At 60.0% G+C, this 16,818-nt stretch carries 14 protein-coding genes and 1 pseudogene; 4 read left to right on the plus strand and 11 right to left on the minus strand.

Features of this window, described 5'->3' with window-relative positions; all coding sequences use genetic code 11:
- Positions 1-126: 126 nt before the first annotated feature.
- From DDE76_RS19850 to DDE76_RS14175, 6 genes and pseudogenes are all read right to left on the minus strand, one after another.
- Positions 127-357: pseudogene (locus tag DDE76_RS19850) on the minus strand (hypothetical protein); the annotation flags it as partial.
- Between the two features lie 145 nt (positions 358-502).
- Positions 503-994 (minus strand): hypothetical protein, encoded by a 492-nt coding sequence (locus tag DDE76_RS14155; RefSeq protein WP_104891440.1) that lies wholly within the window; start codon positions 992-994, stop codon positions 503-505.
- Positions 995-1,169: 175 nt separating this feature from the next.
- Positions 1,170-1,772 (minus strand): hypothetical protein, encoded by a 603-nt coding sequence (locus tag DDE76_RS14160; protein ID WP_157955812.1) that lies wholly within the window; start codon positions 1,770-1,772, stop codon positions 1,170-1,172.
- A 461-nt stretch (positions 1,773-2,233) separates the two neighbouring features.
- Positions 2,234-2,728 carry a hypothetical protein gene (locus tag DDE76_RS14165; protein WP_104891442.1) on the minus strand — a complete coding sequence of 165 codons (495 nt, stop codon included), beginning with the start codon at positions 2,726-2,728 and terminating at the stop codon, positions 2,234-2,236.
- Between the two features lie 55 nt (positions 2,729-2,783).
- A complete protein-coding gene (locus DDE76_RS14170; RefSeq protein WP_104891443.1) occupies positions 2,784-3,887 on the minus strand; it encodes a hypothetical protein in 1,104 nt (367 codons plus the stop codon).
- A gap of 1 nt (position 3,888) precedes the next feature.
- On the minus strand, positions 3,889-4,368 hold the full coding sequence (locus DDE76_RS14175) for a hypothetical protein (RefSeq protein ID WP_157955813.1): 480 nt from the start codon (positions 4,366-4,368) through the stop codon (positions 3,889-3,891).
- A 461-nt stretch (positions 4,369-4,829) separates the two neighbouring features.
- Between DDE76_RS14175 and DDE76_RS14180 the strand changes: the two genes are divergently transcribed.
- From DDE76_RS14180 to DDE76_RS14195, 3 genes are all read left to right on the plus strand, one after another.
- A complete protein-coding gene (locus DDE76_RS14180; protein WP_157955814.1) occupies positions 4,830-5,243 on the plus strand; it encodes a PAS domain-containing protein in 414 nt (137 codons plus the stop codon).
- A 737-nt stretch (positions 5,244-5,980) separates the two neighbouring features.
- Positions 5,981-6,352, plus strand: coding sequence for a hypothetical protein (locus DDE76_RS14190; protein WP_157955815.1), 372 nt, complete (start codon positions 5,981-5,983; stop codon positions 6,350-6,352).
- 272 nt (positions 6,353-6,624) lie between these two features.
- Positions 6,625-7,476: a FecR domain-containing protein gene (locus DDE76_RS14195; protein ID WP_104891448.1), complete on the plus strand. Its 852-nt coding sequence runs from the start codon at positions 6,625-6,627 to the stop codon at positions 7,474-7,476.
- Between the two features lie 1,033 nt (positions 7,477-8,509).
- Here the strand turns inward: DDE76_RS14195 and DDE76_RS14200 are convergent.
- From DDE76_RS14200 to DDE76_RS14220, 5 genes are read right to left on the minus strand one after another with little or no spacing between them, the layout of a single operon-like run.
- Positions 8,510-10,207 carry a CocE/NonD family hydrolase gene (locus DDE76_RS14200; protein ID WP_245891946.1) on the minus strand — a complete coding sequence of 566 codons (1,698 nt, stop codon included), beginning with the start codon at positions 10,205-10,207 and terminating at the stop codon, positions 8,510-8,512.
- Between the two features lie 60 nt (positions 10,208-10,267).
- On the minus strand, positions 10,268-11,260 hold the full coding sequence (locus DDE76_RS14205) for an ABC transporter permease (protein ID WP_104891450.1): 993 nt from the start codon (positions 11,258-11,260) through the stop codon (positions 10,268-10,270).
- Positions 11,253-12,755 carry a sugar ABC transporter ATP-binding protein gene (locus DDE76_RS14210; RefSeq protein ID WP_104891451.1) on the minus strand — a complete coding sequence of 501 codons (1,503 nt, stop codon included), beginning with the start codon at positions 12,753-12,755 and terminating at the stop codon, positions 11,253-11,255. The genes DDE76_RS14205 and DDE76_RS14210 overlap by 8 nt, the downstream gene beginning before the upstream one ends.
- Positions 12,755-13,786, minus strand: coding sequence for a sugar ABC transporter substrate-binding protein (locus DDE76_RS14215; RefSeq protein WP_104894692.1), 1,032 nt, complete (start codon positions 13,784-13,786; stop codon positions 12,755-12,757). Before DDE76_RS14215 ends, DDE76_RS14210 begins: the two co-directional genes overlap by 1 nt.
- A gap of 32 nt (positions 13,787-13,818) precedes the next feature.
- Positions 13,819-15,270, minus strand: coding sequence for an arabinose isomerase (locus tag DDE76_RS14220; protein WP_104891452.1), 1,452 nt, complete (start codon positions 15,268-15,270; stop codon positions 13,819-13,821).
- 157 nt (positions 15,271-15,427) lie between these two features.
- Between DDE76_RS14220 and DDE76_RS14225 the strand changes: the two genes are divergently transcribed.
- Positions 15,428-16,324: a helix-turn-helix domain-containing protein gene (locus DDE76_RS14225; RefSeq protein WP_104891453.1), complete on the plus strand. Its 897-nt coding sequence runs from the start codon at positions 15,428-15,430 to the stop codon at positions 16,322-16,324.
- The last annotated feature ends 494 nt before the right edge of the window (positions 16,325-16,818 follow it).

Here is a 16,818-nt window from a genome sequence, read left to right on the forward strand (position 1 = left end):
AATAGCCGACCGGCGGATATGGGGCCGGATTCCCAAACGAGCGAATGGCTGATTAGGGCACATTCCCACCGTCACCGGGCCACTGGTGCCCGGTCGCGCCGACGGCGTGCCCAATCCGCCCAGATCGCCCCCCTGCCCCGATGCATTGCCCTTAAGCAGGTTCATCTTTGGCGAGCCGATAAAGCTGGCGACGAACAGGTTGCGCGGATTGTTATAGAGTTCGAACGGGGTGCCCACCTGTTCGAGGTTGCCCTTGTTGAGCACGGCGATGCGCGTGGCCATGGTCATGGCTTCGGTCTGGTCGTGCGTCACATAGATCATGGTGGTGCCCAGGCGATTATACAGGGTAGTCACGTCGGGGTTGGTACGCGGGGGCGTCCCTTACTTCTTCGGCGTAGTTCCACCCGGCACGAAACACACCCGCCCACCTAAAGCAAAAAGATGCCGTCTTATAGGCTGCTAGCGATGTGATCAGGCACAGCGATGGGTACGCCTGCCCGCCCTACTCCGCTGATGCGCAAAATGGCGTAATAAGCCGAAACGCACCCTGTTCGGAAACTTCAGCCAGACCGTCGGCGATCAGTTCTTCGCCGATAGCGCGGAACTCATCATCGCTGAGCGCGAGACCGTCGAGGATCTCGTTGATGTTTGAACGATCTAAAACACAACCGGCGTTCTCGATCGCGGCAACTGTACGATCTTTCGGGGTCCCTGCATGTGTATTGAGGGGTACAGAGGGGCAATTTGGCGAGGTAAGCCGGAACACGCCCATCTCCGAAACATCGGCCGAACCTTCGGCGACGAGTTCCTCGCCGATAGCGCGGAACTCATCATCGCTGAGCCCGAGACCGCCGAGGACCTCGTTCATGTTCGAGGCCTCGAGAACACAACCGGCTTCTTCGATGGCGGCAACCGTGCGGTCCTTCGGGGTCTCGGCATGAGCGGCGATGGGCACAAACATGCAGACTGCGAGCAGGATACGCGAACGTTTCATCGTCGGGTGCTCCTTCCTATGGGCCTTGGTTGAAATTTCTCCTCTCGCCATTTCGCGAGGGCATTTCTCACCTTTCGTGCAGAAGCCTGTAGCACTGCGCTAGGCCCTCCGCCCCGTTCGTTCAAACGGTCTGAAGCCGAGAGCAATTGAAAAGCGTTCCCGGCCACCCTCGGGATCAGGGGAAAGCTGCCGGTGGTGTGCTGTCGAGGCAGGCCGTTAGCCGGAAGATACCCCTTGGCATGGGGTCACGTTCGGCTCCTGGATCGTCGGTCAATGCAGGCAAGTGATACCAAAGCGCGGTGTTCAGCTCCGGTATCAGCAGCCAAGCTGGGGCCGGCTGCCCCTGTTGCGGCTGCGCCAAGGTAAAGCCCAGCTCTGCATCCAACGCATAGAAGCGCAGCAGTGACAGCAGTTCGTCCATCGGGGCATCTGGCCAGCGGGAACGAAAGGCCTCGATGGTGTTTGCCGGACCGGTTTCACGCGCTTCGGGGGCATACGGATCGCCGACCGGGCCGAGTGTTATGTTTCCCTGCGATGCGGCGACCTCGAATACAAACCAATAGTCGCGTTGGGGCGTCGTGAGCCGCAGATAGAGGTCCGAGGAAAACCCGGCGCGCGTCCGTGCCGGAATAAGCGTGATGGCAAACTCGTCGCCCTCGGTCACCAATGTATATTCAGAGCGTTCTGCTGGACAGTCCGCCAATGCGACCTCAGGTTGAGCCTCTGCAGCGGCGGGGGAGATCAACGCAGCCAACAGAGTGACGACATACCGTTTCATACTTGGCTCCTATTGGCTGGCCTGGTTCAGTGAGCCCACATGCAGCGCGACGTCATACTGGCCCTGGGCCGCGCTCTCGATCTAAAGTATGGCGCAGATCCTGGTGGTATCGACGGCAGCAGGTTTATGTCCATGACCGCGCCCGCCATGGCTAAATGGCTTTGACCGATGAGCTGGGGCTTATCCTCCTGATCGCAGTCTCCGGCCCACACCAATAAGGCTTCGCCAGGCGTCAGTGCCGGCTCGGCGATCTCGGGAGAGGGTGCCAACCATCGGCTCGGTCACCCTCGCACGACAGTCCAAGAGCGGGGTATCCGTTTTCGTCATCGAGCCGCAGTTCGAGAAAACTTGTGATCCTATCGGCCACCATCACCATCAACCGCATGTAACCGATGCCCGATGGATCCTCCGGCGGTTCGACAAGAATGCGCAGAACGCAGTTGGGGAAAACGTCGCAGTCCTCACTGCAATAGGCTCAAAACGGCTTCGAACGTGAGGTTTACGCTGAGAGTGTCGTCGGGCTCTGGATTGCGAAGGGCAATCCGGTCCATACTCGTTAGTACACCTTCCACTTGGCCCGCTATTGCCAGCAAACCGCCTTGGTATGAGGCGCTCGTAATTGTCAGGGAGAGTGCATCGTTCAGGTCCGCACGATAGCTATGATATGGATCGGTATCGAGAATTGGAACGTCGATTTCCGCGGAAAGGAAGTCGCCATCGAGATCGCCGATCCACTCTGCGCCGAGGGACAAGTTTCCCAGGCCGCGCTCTCTCAATGCGGACGCTCGAAAGTAAATCGAAAAGCTCGAAGACGTGTAATCGGACTGCTCCGTCCAGACCGACAGTTCAATCTCTTCGCCTGCGATCGTCCCTGACGCTGCTCCCCCCGGCTCCGCAGCCGCGACGGGTATGGCAACGGCGAGGAAGCCGAATGCAGTGATGGCTGATCTAAGCATAGTGGTGACTTCTCCAGATTTCTTGAAATTTCCGTAGATCGTTCGCCGAGCGTGATCATCGCGCGTCCGAGAACGTTCTGGCTTTAAAGGTCGAGAAACTGCCCTTGGTATTGTCCAGGGTTGTTCGGGAGCTTGAATGCCGTTTCGTTTTCGTCCCCCACGCGATGGACTGCAATCTAGGCAGAGTTGGGCGTATCGCTCGTGCCCGCACCACGCGCTGGTTGGCATCGACAGTCTCGGTTGTCGACGATATGCTGTTGATTTCGTCCGACCTTGCTGCACCGCGAACCACGAACCCGGCACCCACGTCTATCTGCGCGTACGCCGCCGCCACCTCGAGAGTTCGTCGGGACATAACCCGTTCGCTATGATTAAAATGGTTGCAGGTTTCATAGGTGCCGGGCTCCGCGGATGCAGTGAACGTGGCCTGATCTTTGATCTGAATCCGGCGATAGCCACTTGCCTCTCCTTCGGGTGTGCCGCTGGGAACAATGGCCATGTGGCCCCGCGGAGCCAGACCCTCACCTTCCCAGCTCACCTTGAACGCGGACTCAACCAAGGGCTGTGCAGGGCCGAAGCCCTGGGCGGTTGGCTGATGCGACGAGATGGGCGGGAAAATGGCATGGAGATTGCGCGCGCTGTACAACGCCAGACTTGCCTCGGTCTGCGAGAAGTCGTCCTGCGCCGTCGAATGGACAGTCACAATGTAATCGCCGAACGGCAGCTCCGTGGTAAAAGGGTTCGCGGTGCCGGTCTGCACCATGTTGAACGAAGTATCTGATATCTCCCAGATCACCTCGCCGGACAAAAGCGGCAACTGCAGTGGCTCTGCTGGCCGCTCCCAGACGGTCTCGTCGCCAATCTCCCCGCCTCCGAGATTTGCGGTAAAGGTAAAACTCCCCGAAGCAGGCGCGGCCGTACGGTTCCGATCATAGACGATCTCGAAGGTGCTCTCCTGAACGCCCATGGCCACACTTGTCCCGATGGCGGCCTCGGTCCAAGTTCCCGCATACAGCGGACCAATCTGTCGTAGGTCAAGATTACCCGCTCGGTGGACATCAGAGTTGCAGACCGGGTTGGACCGGTCACCGGCCAGTGCTGATGTCGCCGTAGCGATCAGCAGCAGGATCGCAATTCGGACAAGGGCCGGTCCAGCCATCTCAGTCAAGCTCTTCAAGCAGTGTGTCGAAGCTGAAGGTGACAGGCCGGGTTTCGGATGAGGGGCCACCGCTGACTTGCCCCATAAGCGTACCCTTCAAGGTGACGATCCCGTCGCCCGGCGTGAATTCCTCCAGGGTCAGTGTCAGGCTGTCCTGACCGCCGGTCCAATTCCGCCCCACGTCGCGCGCGAAGGTGATCGTCAGCACCATTTCGTCGGGCGCGGGCAATTCGCCATTGATCGTCAGTTCCAGGTCAACCGGCCCCTGTTCGCCCTCCGTCTGTGTGGCAAGCAAGAAGGCGTCAGCATAGTTGCCGACGATCGTCGCGCCGGCCAATTCGGAAGCAACCTTTAGCTCCAACGGCTGGTCGGCAAAGCTGCCAGTAACCAGCCCTCCAGGCTCGTTGGCCAGCGCTGGCAACGTCAGCAGGCAGACTAGAACAGTTGTGGCCGACCTTCGCATGGTCGAGAAGAAAGTCACGAGCAATTTCTCCCGCTGATCGACGCTAAGTCTAGTTCTTCTCAAGGCTGGCCGCCCCGTTCGTTTGAACGGGGTGCGCGGCTGCCTGTCTCAACGACAATCAACCAGCTGATTTCCAGCCCGATTTCACCGGAAATTCGATCCGTACAGGTGAGAAATTCGTCCTGCCGCGCCGATGGCAATTGCCCGAGTTCGGCGAGCATGGAGTGCGCTTGCGGGTGATAAATTCCCGCCTTTGGGGCAAGAACTCTTCGGGGTCAGCAATTTGGACTTTGAGAGCCATCAATAGCTGTAGGTTCCGGGCACCGAACCGAAACAGTGCGCCGTAACTACGCCGGCTATCCGCCCGCATCTGTGTTATCATGACAATATTGATAGCCAAACCTTCGAACCGCTTGCATCAGATCTACAGGACAATGACGCTCATAAGGCACGCCCACTCTAGGCCCGAAATTTCTGACTTGGAGCTCGATCCTGCGATCCAGGCTTTGACGTTGTCCGACGTTCGCATGGCTGGTGCACCGCTCGTCTACGTGAACCGCGGCTTTGAAAAAATGACAGGTTATGAGCGTGGCGAAATCATCGGAAAAAATTGTCGCTTTCTTCAAGGGCCTGATACGAGCTCAGACGCCATCGCGGAAATGCGGGCTGCAATCGCGAGGGGCGCCCCCTTGATCGTGGACGTGCTGAACTACCGAAAGGACGGCACTCCATTCTGGAACCGGCTGTCGCTGACGCCGGTCAAGGATCCTCTGGGCAGAGCAACGCACTATATCGGCATCCAGAGTGACATTACGCGAATGCGTTTCTTGCAAGAGCGTCTCCAATCGATTGCCCTTGATCTTGCAGCAACCGATAAGCATGAGCTCGACTGAAGCGTAATTTTTGAGTTCGGCGCGGTGCCATGTTCCGCTACTGCTGGATACAGTGTTTGGGCAAGAAAGAACGGTCCCTCAAAACGCGCGTATTTCGAATCTGGACTTCGTCCGATCACGCGGTACCGCGCCTCCAACCAACCAGCAGCCGAATCGCCATGGCCCCGAAGAGTACCCTCTGTGGCATTGGCCATGGGCTGGAGAACCAGATCGCGCCCAAGACGAGGAACAAAAGGGCGATCAAAACAAAATGTCCGCCAATCAGCAGAGCGACTGGCAGCCTCGAGCCCGACCATGGGGCGCGCTTGGAACCTTACTCTCGCCGCTAGATCGCAGCCCAATCAATAACTCTTGCCACAGAATTTAGTTTTCGCTAGCGCTGTGCCGCAGCGAAAAAGGGGCCATTTCAAGGGTGATTGTGAGATCGACCAGTGCCGTTGGGGTCGGGCGCCCTGCCGTCTATGTGAATGCGGCCCATATTGTATCTTTCATCGACCAGACTGGCGGATGCCAAATCCGGGTTTCCGGCGGCAACAACGTCATTGCGGTGACCGAGAGCGCGGAAAAGGTAGCGCAGCTCATAGCTGTAGCGGTTCAGAGCTGAGCTACTGACTCTAGCAGAACGAGCTGGCGCCGCCTCTGTTCGGAAACCAAACTCTGCCGTATTTGACTAAGCATTCACGCAAGCTGTTAATTTGGCTTCGCCATGGTGCCGTCAATTATCAATGGAGCGCCTCATGATCCGCCTTTCCATCGCGACCATTGCCCTGTTGGGCCTGGCCTCTGTCGTTACCACCGCTCAGGAGGTGGAATTGCCGGCCGAATGCGAGCCAACCACTCTGTTTGAGGCCTTTGGTATCGATCCGGTTGAGGGCTGCGAGGCTGACGACCAGACCGATAGCACTGCAGATGGCAGTGAGGAGGATGCGAATAGCAATCCAGTCTCCGTGGCAGCAAAACTGCCCGGCAGCAATCGGGAAGCTGCCTTGGCCCACGCGAATGAGAAAAGCGGCGGCGCGGTCGAGAGAGCCCATTCGAAACACAGCGAGAGTGCATCCGAGAGCCGCGAAAACGGTGGTGGCAACGGCAACGGCAACGGTAAGAAGTAGTCGTCTCAATAAAGAACGCCGCGCCCTCCGGGCTGGTTATTCTCATGGCCGGAGACGGCCCCCAATCTTGGGCTACTGGCCCTGGCAATCGACTTGGTTGCTCGGGCCTTTCGACTATGGGGACCTTCACAACTTGAAGCAAATGCAAACGACATCTTGGGTTTATTGGCAATGATGTCTGCAAAGAAGGTGACTGCTCCCTGGCGTCCATAAAGACTCTGTAAAGCCCCGGGGGCGCTGGCTGCCTGGGATTTATCACGTTGGGGGAACCCATGCTCAAGCTCGGCACAATTGTCTTTACCAGTCTTCTACTCGCCACGGTTTCGCCAGCATCCGCGGAAGATTGGATCGCGGATCGGTTACGGGGCCAGGTAGAGATATTCGCTGACGGCGATTGGACCCCGCTGGTGCGCGGTGACAGTATCCAGGACGCAGCAAAAGTCCGCACCGCGAGCGCTGGCCGGGTGGAGTTCCACCGGGGCGAGGAAACCATATCGCTCGGCGGCAACACCGAAATAATCCTCAACCAGGTAGAGACCCAGCGGATGACACGGATCGTTCAAGTTTGGGGAACGGTGACTGTCGAGGCGGAGAAGCGAAACGTTCAGCACTTCTCGGTTCAGACGCCAGTGATGGCTGCAATTGTCAAGGGCACGCAGTTCACCGTCACTTACCGGAATGGCCTGACGAAGGTCGATGTCGAAGAAGGCATCGTCGAGATCCGCGACTTCGCCACAAACACATCGGTGGACTTGCGCCCCGGGCAGAGTGCAGCCGCGAGCCAAATGAGGCCGGTCAAGGTGTCAGGGCCGGGCTCTGAGGACGTTATCTACGTCATCGATGGACAAGCTGTTGCTGCTGCTGCCAGAGAGGCCGCCTTTGAGAGGCGGGCCAACAGGCAAATGCAGGACAATGCCAGCGCCAACGGTGTCGAACACCGCGCGAGCCCGAATGTCAGCAACCCAGGCCAGAGCACGGAACGACGTGCGGGAGCCTCAGACGGCAGAAATCAAGCAGCAGATAACGCTGCGTCCAATGGCGCGAGTGGTGCTGCCGCCAATAGGCCATCAGGCGGCCAGGGAAGCCAAAGTGCCCAGAGCGGACACGGGAACGGTCGCCCCTGACTACAGCACCGGGAGGCGACTACGGGTCTAGCTTTGTGCTGGCAGATGCCGGTCCGCTCAAAACTCCGGTTTCCGCAACATGGCGCTGATAGCGTTGACTTGAGCCTGGCGATTTCGAAATCATAGCCGATAGCCGCCACAAGAGTGGACAAATTCAAGTAGGCCTCTATCCCGCACGGCTTGGGAGCCTTCAGCCCCCGGTGGTGCCTCTCGTAGTGAATGAAACCCCTCCACTTCTCGTGCATCGCCCTTTCCACTGTTGGGGGAATCGATGCCGGTGGCACATCACGGCGTACCTGGCATTTGTCCCGATTGTATCTGGTGCTGTTGACCAAAGGCGGGTTTAGCGCGCGCGGGGCATACGCCAAGCTTTGCCAGCAGCACCATCGCTTCAGGTAGATCAAGATCAACGACTAACTCAGCCAGCTCCTGCGGTATTGGCCTTTTCGGCCACAAGGCTGGCACTTTAAGCATAGTGGCCTTGAGCCTATCTGCTTGCGGGAATTGGCGGGCATACGAAGAGGTCAGAACTGATACTCCTGTTATGTTCAGGCGTGATCGGAGTTCGAGTCGAGGCAACAAAGCGCGGCCACGTGTCAAAGTTGAAGGGTGTCATGACCAAAGGCTGTTAGCTTCACTCGTCGTGGAGGGTTCGGTTTTCCGCGGCGAAACTCGTCAGTCTGCGAACCACTCTGTTGTCGCCACCACGATTGAGTAAGCGGACCGGCAGTTCTCGGGAGATCGTGATCGTAGCCTGAACGGCCGAATTGGGGCGCTCTGCTGCCTTGAACAGTCGCAGCACCTGCTTGGAATTCGTCCACGCTCACGTTTGGAACGAGTCCGATTGCAGAGGACCCGATTGTCTCAGCACGCCAGCCAATATGCCGAGCCCCTGCACGCTGCGCTTACCCGCCGACGGGCATCGTTCGTCGTTCATTTGGCGCGGGGACAATTGCCACCATGTCGCCCCTTCCAAGGCAGCGAGTTGAACAACAACATGACCCGTAACTGGCTTTACGCTGGTGGCGCGGCCTCAAAGCGGCATCGATGAGTCCCGGTCAGCTTGCCGGCGGAGGCCGGCGCAGACCGGAAAAGCATTGGGAATGATGCGTAAGCGCAGACAACTGGAAGCCTGCTCCCCTCCATGCAACACATTGGTCGCCACGACAAGCTCGCCAGGGCCCGCTGTCGTCGGACAAAACCCAGTTTGCGGATTGCGGTCGAAGCGAGGGAAGTTCGACGATGAAATCTGCAGACGAATACTGTCCCCACTTTTGAACAGATGACTGACGTGGCCCACGCGAATCTGGATTTCGGTCAACTCCCCGTCTGCATGAACGGACCGGGCGACTCCATCAACCAGTCCGACACTTCGCCCCGTCCAGTCAACCGCACACAGACGTGCGTTCCAGTCGGTAGAGCGTGCGGAAGATGACACCCAGAGGTTTGCTTCGACAAGCCCTGTGACTTCCAGGTCCTGTTCAAGAGGGGGGGAGGTGAAGATCAGCACATCACTCCGGCTTTCGACCGCGAACTGGTCCTTGGGTCCAGAATTTCTGGCTTGAAGCAGGCCTGGAAGAAAGTTGGCGCCACCGACAGTTGGCACCGGACGGTTGGGGTCTGACTGATATACCCGTTGCCACCGTTCGGAGATAGGATCATCTGACAGTCCACTTTCGGAAAGAAAGAGAGTCTTTTCTACAGTGCCCGGCAGCGGCCAATCCGGGGCAGCGTGCCATGTGTTTGATCCTGACCGGAAATAGCGCACCATGGGTGTTTCGGGCAGCCTGCCAGCTCGGGCATCATCGAAGAAGCTCAACTGCTCTTCGCACAAACCCGCCGTCGACGCCGCATATCCAAGCCAAGAATCGCCTTGCCAGTCCGACGGATTGCCATGGGACCAAGGGCCGATGATCAGGCGATCTGGCACGCTCTCAGCATTGTGCCACCGCTGCCGCGCTGTCTCGAACAGCTCAATCGAGCCTTCCACAAACAGATCATTCCAACCACAACTGACCAGCATGGGGAGGCGCGAAACGGCCAGCCTATCAAGGGCTTCTTGGTCGTTGGCCGCCGCTTCTGCCGACTTGCTGTCAAACCAGCGTCGAGCATAGGGCGCCAGGGCGACTATGCTGTCGTCAAGTATCGGCAGACGCTCATAGGCCTGCTGAGGGTTTTCCAGCATTTGCGCCAGGACTCTTTGAGCCTGTTCGGCCGCATCCGGCGGAAGCCCGGGCAGGCGCCTGCGAAGGTCTTCGGGGCCCAGTGACTCGATAATCCAAAGCAGCAAGAACCCCAGCTCGATGGCACCGGACCGATAGGTCCAGGTTTCACCATGACGCGCTGTTGTCAGATGCGGGGATATGGCGACGAGGCCCATGGGATCCTGGGCGGCCAGCAATACCTGCGTGGCCCCGACATAGGAGGCGCCGAACGTGACCACCTGACCGTTGCAGAAGTCCTGCTGTCGCAGCCAGTCCAGCGTATCGGCACCATCCTGGCCTTCATGGACAAAGGGGGCGAAGTCGCCGTCCGAGCCATAGCGGCCGCGCGTATCCTGGATCACGATGGCATAGCCACGCCGCAGTGCCGCCATGAACTCCATGCCCGAAATATACTGGGTGCCGAAGGCATCCTCTTTCCGATATGGCGTGCGCTGCAACAGCACCGGCCAGGGGCCATCTCCCTCAGGCAGCAAGATGTCGGCCCGCAGGAGGATGCCGTCGCGCATAGGCATCTCGACATTATCGAGTAGGCGAAATTCCCTTGAGACGAGCATGGTCAATCCCGCCTAACTGCGAATGAAGCGCTGGCGGATCTGGTCGAAGGATACGGCCAGGATCAGCAGCATGCCTGCGGCCACCTGTTGCCAGGTGGAGTTGATGTTCATCAGCGTCATGCCATTGTTCAGCACGCCGACAATGAGCAGGCCCAGAATGGTGCCGAACATGCTGCCCGTGCCACCCTTGAGGGAAGTGCCCCCCAGGATGATGGCCGTCACCACGGCAAGCTCCAGGCCAACGCCGGTCGTGCCCGAGGTGGAGCCCAGTTGCGAAGCGCTGACGAGACCGGTTGCCGCCATGCAGAGCCCCGAAATCACAAAGGCGAAAAACAAGGTGCGCTTGGTGCGGATGCCGACCAGGCGGGCTGCGTTCTCGTTAGCGCCGATAGCATAGATGGTCCTGCCGAATATGGTCCGCGACAACACAACGGCCACGACCAGCGCAATGAGCAGGAAGACGATCGCGGACATGGGGATGTCGAAGAACGGGCGGGCAATGGCCCAGTCGAAACCTGTGACCCTGACGCTGCTGGCCCCACCTATGGACAATGTAAGTCCACGGAAGATCGCCAATGTTCCCAGCGTGGTGATGAGGGCATTGACGCCGACCACAGTGACCAGAAAACCGTTCAGAACGCCAATCCCCACACCCACCAGCAGCGCAATGCCCACCGCTGGAATGATGCCCAGGCTTTGAGCGGCCAGGGCGAATGAAAGAGCCACAAAGGCGGTGCCGCTACCCACGGAAAGATCGAACTGCCCGGCAATCAGCAGGATGGTTCCGCCCGCCGCCAGAATGCCGGTGATGGACAGCGCGGTTACGATGTTCACCCCATTCGGCCAGGTGAGGAAGTAGGGCGAGTTGAAGCTGAAGAAAACGATCTCGGCCAGCAGGAAAAGCAGCAAGGCTCCCCATTCGGGTGCCTTCAGGCGCCGCCCTGCGCGGGATGTCACGCGGCCTGCATCGATATTGCTCATGGTGGTTGGAGCCTGTTCAGGCATGCGCGCCCCCTCCGGCGGCCTGGGTCAGCCGCTCCGTTGAAATTTGGTCCTGGGTCAGGTGGGCAACCACCCTGCCCCGCACCATCACGGCCGCGCTGGTTGCAGCCTCTGTGATGTCTTCATAGTCCGAGCTGGCAATGAGAATGCCATGCCCCTGCTGCGCCAGATCGCGCAGGACCGCATAAATCTCTTGCCGGGCGCCGACATCGACGCCGCGCGTCGGCTCGACCAGCACCAGCAGTTTCGAACCGGCCTCGAGCCAGCGACCGAGCAGCACTTTCTGCTGATTGCCGCCCGAGAGCGTCGAAATCTGCTCCGAGCCATCCGGTCGGGACCGGACCTTGAGCACCGAATGCCATTTTTTGAAGGTATTCGCTTCTATGCCGGGCGCAACAAAGGGACCATTGGCAAGACGCGTCCAGCTTGGCGCCGCCAGATTTTCGGCCACAGTGCGGGTCCGCAACAATCCCTCACTGGCGCGGTCGGCCGGCAGATAACCGATGCCCTTGGCGATCGCTTCGGCAGGATGTCCGAACTTGACCGCCTCGCCGCCCAGCCGCAGTGTTCCGCTGTCAAATTGGCCCGCGCCAAACAATGCTGCGGCAAATTCGGGAACGCCGGAGCCGATCTTGCCATAGAGGCCGACGATTTCCCCCGGTTCAACGGTCAGGTCCACATCCTCAAAATGCTCGGACCCCAATTGCGCGACCTCAAGCAATGGGTCGGCGCCTTTCGACACAAATTCATAGCGGTAATGATCGGACGCGACCGCGTGACCTACCATGGCGGTAACGACCTGTGCCTGGTCGACCTCGGCAATGGCGGCGTTGAGCGAGACCTTGCCATCGCGCAGCACGCAGACGCGATCGGCGATGGCGAAGACTTCGTCGAGCCGGTGGGTGATATAGAGAATTGCAACGCCCGCTTCCTGCATCCGCTTGATGAGCGTGAACAGGCGCCGTGTCTCGGCATCCGACAGGGCTGCAGTCGGTTCATCGAAAATCAGGCATTGCGAGGCCCCTGCGGTGGCGCGGGCGATCTCGATGATCTGCCGCTCGCCCAGGCGCAGGCTGGACACCGGTGCATCCACCGCAATATCCGCCCCCAGCGCGTCGAGCGCCTTGCGGGCCACCTCGCGCATGGCATGACGATCCACAAAGCCGAAGCGGCTGGGCAAGGCGCCCAGTGCGATGTTCTCGGCAACCGAAAGGGTCGGAGCATCGGCGATTTCCTGGGCGATCAGCCTGATGCCGGCGTCTCGCGATTGCACCACCGTGCGGAAAGAAGTCTCGACGCCCTCGATGGCAATCGTCCCCGCATCGGGTTGATGGTCACCGGCAAGGATGCGCACGAAAGTCGACTTGCCGGCCCCGTTCTCCCCGAGAAGCGCGGTGACGCTTCCCCGGGGCAGGTCAAGGTCCACGCCATGTAGGACCTTGACCGGACCGAAAGACTTCCTGATTCCGCGGACGGAAAGAAAGCTCTGCTCGGTCATCAGCAGTTCGTCTCGGGATAGATGTTGGTCATGTTGTCCTTGGTGATGACTTCATGGGGCACCAAGATCTGCTCGGCAATATCCTCGCCCTTCACCGACTTGATCAGGTTGGGAATGATCAGCTCGGCATAGCGCTCGGGGAAATAGGCGGCCGTGGCGATGAAGTTCGGGGCTGTCCAGATCTGGCAATTGCCGGGGTCGAAGTTCTGCGCGCCGATATAGAGGGCTTCGGTGCGGTTCTGCGACCGGGCGGCGGCCAGGGCGCCGGTGATCACGTCCTCATTGATGCCGACCACGATGACACGCTCAGCGCCGGGAAGCGCTGTCAGCGTATCGGTGACCTGGCGCTGGGCCGTATCGGCCTGGCCGCCGGCGCCGGTATCGATCACGCGCAGGTTCTGTACCTCGCCACAGACCTGGGCGAAGCCATCGCGCATGCCGCCCATACGCTGGTCATTGACGATACCCACGGCCAGCGATTCAAGCGACAGCCAAGCATCGTACTGGCAGTCGAAGTTCTCCTTGAAATACTGGCCCATGGCGTAGCCGACGATCTCGCCGGCATAGACATTGGCGGCGCCGACAAACGCCGTCTGGCAAGGCTGTTGCTCGATGTCGATGGCGATGACCGGCACCTGCGGACCTTCCGCGCAGATATTGGCGGCAGCCGCAGCATCGGCCTGGAAAGTGACGAGTCCATCGACATTCTGCGTGCGGAACTGGCGCGCACAATCGAGCGCGGCGGCCGCATCGAACTTGGAATCGCAGGTCACAAGGTTGACGCCGGCAGTCTCTGCTGCCGCTTCCATGCCGCGCTGCAATGCCTCGGTGAAGGGCACGCCCAGGCCGAGCTGGGTAAAGCCGATGGTGATCCCCTCGCCGCTACCGGCCTCTATGGGCGCGAACGCCGCCACTTCCGGCGGCGGTGTGATGCCCGCATCCTGGGCCAGGGACGGCGTGACCATGCCGCATGCCAGGCCGACCGAACCGAGCAAAATGCCCAGTGTCTTTGTGGTCCTCGAAATGTTCATTGTGGTTTCCTCCTCCTGATGAACGTTGTCGCTCACGCGACCTGCGTGAATTTGAGATTGAGCAGGCGGGCAAGTTTTTCGATCCGTCCCGCGATATGACCGACCCCGACGGCGCAATGATGCGCCGGGCCGACGGCATTCCAGGCCTCGGTAAAGGCGCGCGCGCCACTGTCGAACCGGTAGCGGCTATTGGTATTGCCGATTTCGAGGACGGGCCCCGGAACGGATTCCCCCTCGGCGACCAGCAGTTCGACCTTGCCGTCGCGTTCGATGACCGAGAGCAGCGTGACCGGCCCATGCTGGACCGACATCTCCACCGAGACGCCCTTGCCGACCTTGCCGTGATAGACCTCGAGCGGACGGACCTTGGTCTTGCCCTCGGCGATTTTCGTATGGCCCGGCCCGTCATGGCCCATGAGCACGACGTCATCGTCATAGTCGATGGCGTAGTATTCGGTGAACGAGCCGCCCGCGCCGAACGCATCCATGATCTTCATGGCCTGGGCATTCTTGATCTCGTATTCCCCCGCCACCGGCACGCCCGAGGCGGTAAGCAGGGAGCAGCCAAGGATCACCGAGGAGATCAGGTCTTCATGCTCGTGGCCAGGCACGGACACATAAAAATAGGCCATCGAGCCAAGTCCGTGCGCCGCCACCAGCTTGAACAGCGCCGCCGCCGTCGCGGCCGCGCGACGCAGTTCTGCCGGGTCGCAATCGGGCTGGATATCGAACTCGGCCTCGATCCGCGTCAACATTTTGTCGACTTCGGCTTCACTCAGCGCGCGGCGGATGGAGGCCAGTTCGTCCATTTCCATGAAATCAACGACTGTTCCAAAGGCTGCGCTCTGGGCTGTCAGGTCGGAATAGATATCGAGCATGCCATTGTAATAGTGTCCCATGAGGCCCAGGCGATTATGGGCCATGACATGGGCAACACGGGCTGCTTCCATCCAGTCTTCGATTTCGGCATCGACATGCGGATCGCCCTGCAGGACGCCGGTCACCTGATGCGCCTCGATGCCTGAGCGGTTGAACACATTAACGATTTCGGGCACCGGGCAGGCGGCGCAATAGGCCAGCCAATGGCCCGTCATCCTGGTGCGGTCAGCCATGCGGTTGAAAGCAGCGAAGTCGATGGACCTCTCCGGCTGCAGGTTCAGCACGATGACCGGCACGCCGGCGCGCCGCACCGCCGGAAGGACCGTCGAGGACAGGGCGTAGGTGGTGACATAGAGAAAGATCAGGTCGACATCTTCGGTTCGGAAGCGGTGCCCGGCCTCGATCGCCTTGGCGGAGGTATCGACCAGCCCGAGATTGACGATCTCGACGCCCGGACGCGCCAGTTTGCCGGCCACGGTCTCGACATAGCCTTCAAGGCGATCCTTCAGCCCGTCGAACTGGGGCCAATAGGCGTCCAGTCCGATGCCGAACAGGCCAACGCGGAGTGGCCGATCTCCGGCCTGGGCAAAATCGCCCAACTGCATGCTACCTCTCCCATTTTGCTGCCGCGATTGTGCCGCAACGGCGCTCTTGGCGCGGTCATTCAAAAACTGACCTTGGACATGAGAGTAGCACTCGATTGGGGCGCGCAAAGCCGCTAAGGTTTTAGAGAAATGATCTGATCCATACAAAAATTGATCAATGCACGACGGTGACTACTTCAACTATCTGCCGGAGAGCGCGCTGTGCGAGGCCCTTGGCTGCACGGCGCTCTCGACAGGCCATACGCGCATCCCGCCGGGCTCGGCCTATCCGCCGGTGCGGCATCCGGACGACCACCACTTCGTGTGGGAGAAGGGACGTACCATCCAGGCCTACCAATTTGCCTGGATCAGCGAAGGGCGTGGACAATTGCAGTCGGCGCCGGATCCGCGCCGCATTCACCCCATAGAGGCAGGAGATGTGATGCTGCTGTTTCCCGGCATATGGCATCGGTTCGCGCCCGACCCCAGCACCGGCTGGGTCGAAAGCTGGATCGAATGCCGCGGAGCGGCCTTCGAAAGGGTGATGGATATCGACCTTATGTCCCCCGAAGAGCCGGTCTGGCGGGCCGGCCAGCAGGCCCGCGCGATATTTGACACTATCCATTCGCTCGCCCGGCAGGATGCGCTGATGCATCAGCCGACCCTTTCGGCTTTGGGTCTGCAATTGCTCGGCCAGCTCTGCCAGACCCGCGACATCGCCGGCCAGGGTCGCATACGACTGATCGAGCAGGCGCGGCGCGCCCTGATGGAAAAGAGCGGCGATACGACCGCATTGACGAATATCGCCGCTGACCTGGGCGTGAGTTATTCCACCCTGCGCCGGCTGTTCAGGGAGCATACGGGCATGTCGCTCAAACGCTATCAGACAGATGTGAGAACCCGCCGCGCCTGCGAGCTGCTGCGCAACTCCGACAAGTCAGTGAAGGCCATAGCGTCCTATCTCGGCTACAACACGGCCTTCCACTTTTCGGCCCAGTTCAAGAAGGCGACGGGCCTCGCCCCCTCGGAATGGCGGCAGAGAAATCGGTCAGAAGTCCGCGGCGACAGGCTCTGACGTCAGCCTTCTATTGTGCGAGTGTGTCTTGCTGAATGGCAGCTTCCGGGCGCTCAGCGAAACTGGCTGAGCGGCCGAATTGGGGCGCCTACCTGCCTGGCAGCTTTGCTTCCACGCACTGTCAATACGGCGACACTGTGTGACAGTTAACCATGCTGGGCGAATAGACATGACTGCGTGCCCAACAAGTGCAACCGTTTCCCACGGACATTCCCGTCCACGCCGCCTTGGCAAGGCGGCCGCCAGCCCGACGGCAATCGGACTGACGGCCTGACCAAAGCGGCACCTGCTGTTACAGGAGACACGCCATGGCTATGGCCATCTATTCGGCGTCGGAGATTCGACGCAACCATTTCCCCCATTTTTACGCGTTCAGGGTGCCCGTACTGGGCTCTGGCAATCCGAGCAAAGCCCCGGTTCTCAGGGATCGCAGCTAGTCCGACTGCTTTGCCGTAACGGGACGGTGATGCCGCTCGTCTGCGGCTGATGCCTCG

This window comes from Devosia indica (genome assembly GCF_003056405.1).
Taxonomy (GTDB): domain Bacteria; phylum Pseudomonadota; class Alphaproteobacteria; order Rhizobiales; family Devosiaceae; genus Devosia; species Devosia indica.

What these genes read in the sequence shown, in the direction of transcription:
- DDE76_RS14155 (WP_104891440.1), bottom strand. Translation starts at nt 994, where the DNA reads ATGAAACGTTCGCGTATCCTGCTCGCAGTCTGCATGTTTGTGCCCATC.
- DDE76_RS14160 (WP_157955812.1), bottom strand. Translation starts at nt 1,772, where the DNA reads ATGAAACGGTATGTCGTCACTCTGTTGGCTGCGTTGATCTCCCCCGCC.
- DDE76_RS14165 (WP_104891442.1), bottom strand. Translation starts at nt 2,728, where the DNA reads ATGCTTAGATCAGCCATCACTGCATTCGGCTTCCTCGCCGTTGCCATA.
- DDE76_RS14170 (WP_104891443.1), bottom strand. Translation starts at nt 3,887, where the DNA reads ATGGCTGGACCGGCCCTTGTCCGAATTGCGATCCTGCTGCTGATCGCT.
- DDE76_RS14190 (WP_157955815.1), top strand. Translation starts at nt 5,981, where the DNA reads ATGATCCGCCTTTCCATCGCGACCATTGCCCTGTTGGGCCTGGCCTCT.
- DDE76_RS14195 (WP_104891448.1), top strand. Translation starts at nt 6,625, where the DNA reads ATGCTCAAGCTCGGCACAATTGTCTTTACCAGTCTTCTACTCGCCACG.
- DDE76_RS14200 (WP_245891946.1), bottom strand. Translation starts at nt 10,207, where the DNA reads ATGCGCGACGGCATCCTCCTGCGGGCCGACATCTTGCTGCCTGAGGGA.
- DDE76_RS14205 (WP_104891450.1), bottom strand. Translation starts at nt 11,260, where the DNA reads ATGCCTGAACAGGCTCCAACCACCATGAGCAATATCGATGCAGGCCGC.
- DDE76_RS14210 (WP_104891451.1), bottom strand. Translation starts at nt 12,755, where the DNA reads ATGACCGAGCAGAGCTTTCTTTCCGTCCGCGGAATCAGGAAGTCTTTC.
- DDE76_RS14215 (WP_104894692.1), bottom strand. Translation starts at nt 13,786, where the DNA reads ATGAACATTTCGAGGACCACAAAGACACTGGGCATTTTGCTCGGTTCG.
- DDE76_RS14220 (WP_104891452.1), bottom strand. Translation starts at nt 15,270, where the DNA reads ATGCAGTTGGGCGATTTTGCCCAGGCCGGAGATCGGCCACTCCGCGTT.
- DDE76_RS14225 (WP_104891453.1), top strand. Translation starts at nt 15,428, where the DNA reads ATGCACGACGGTGACTACTTCAACTATCTGCCGGAGAGCGCGCTGTGC.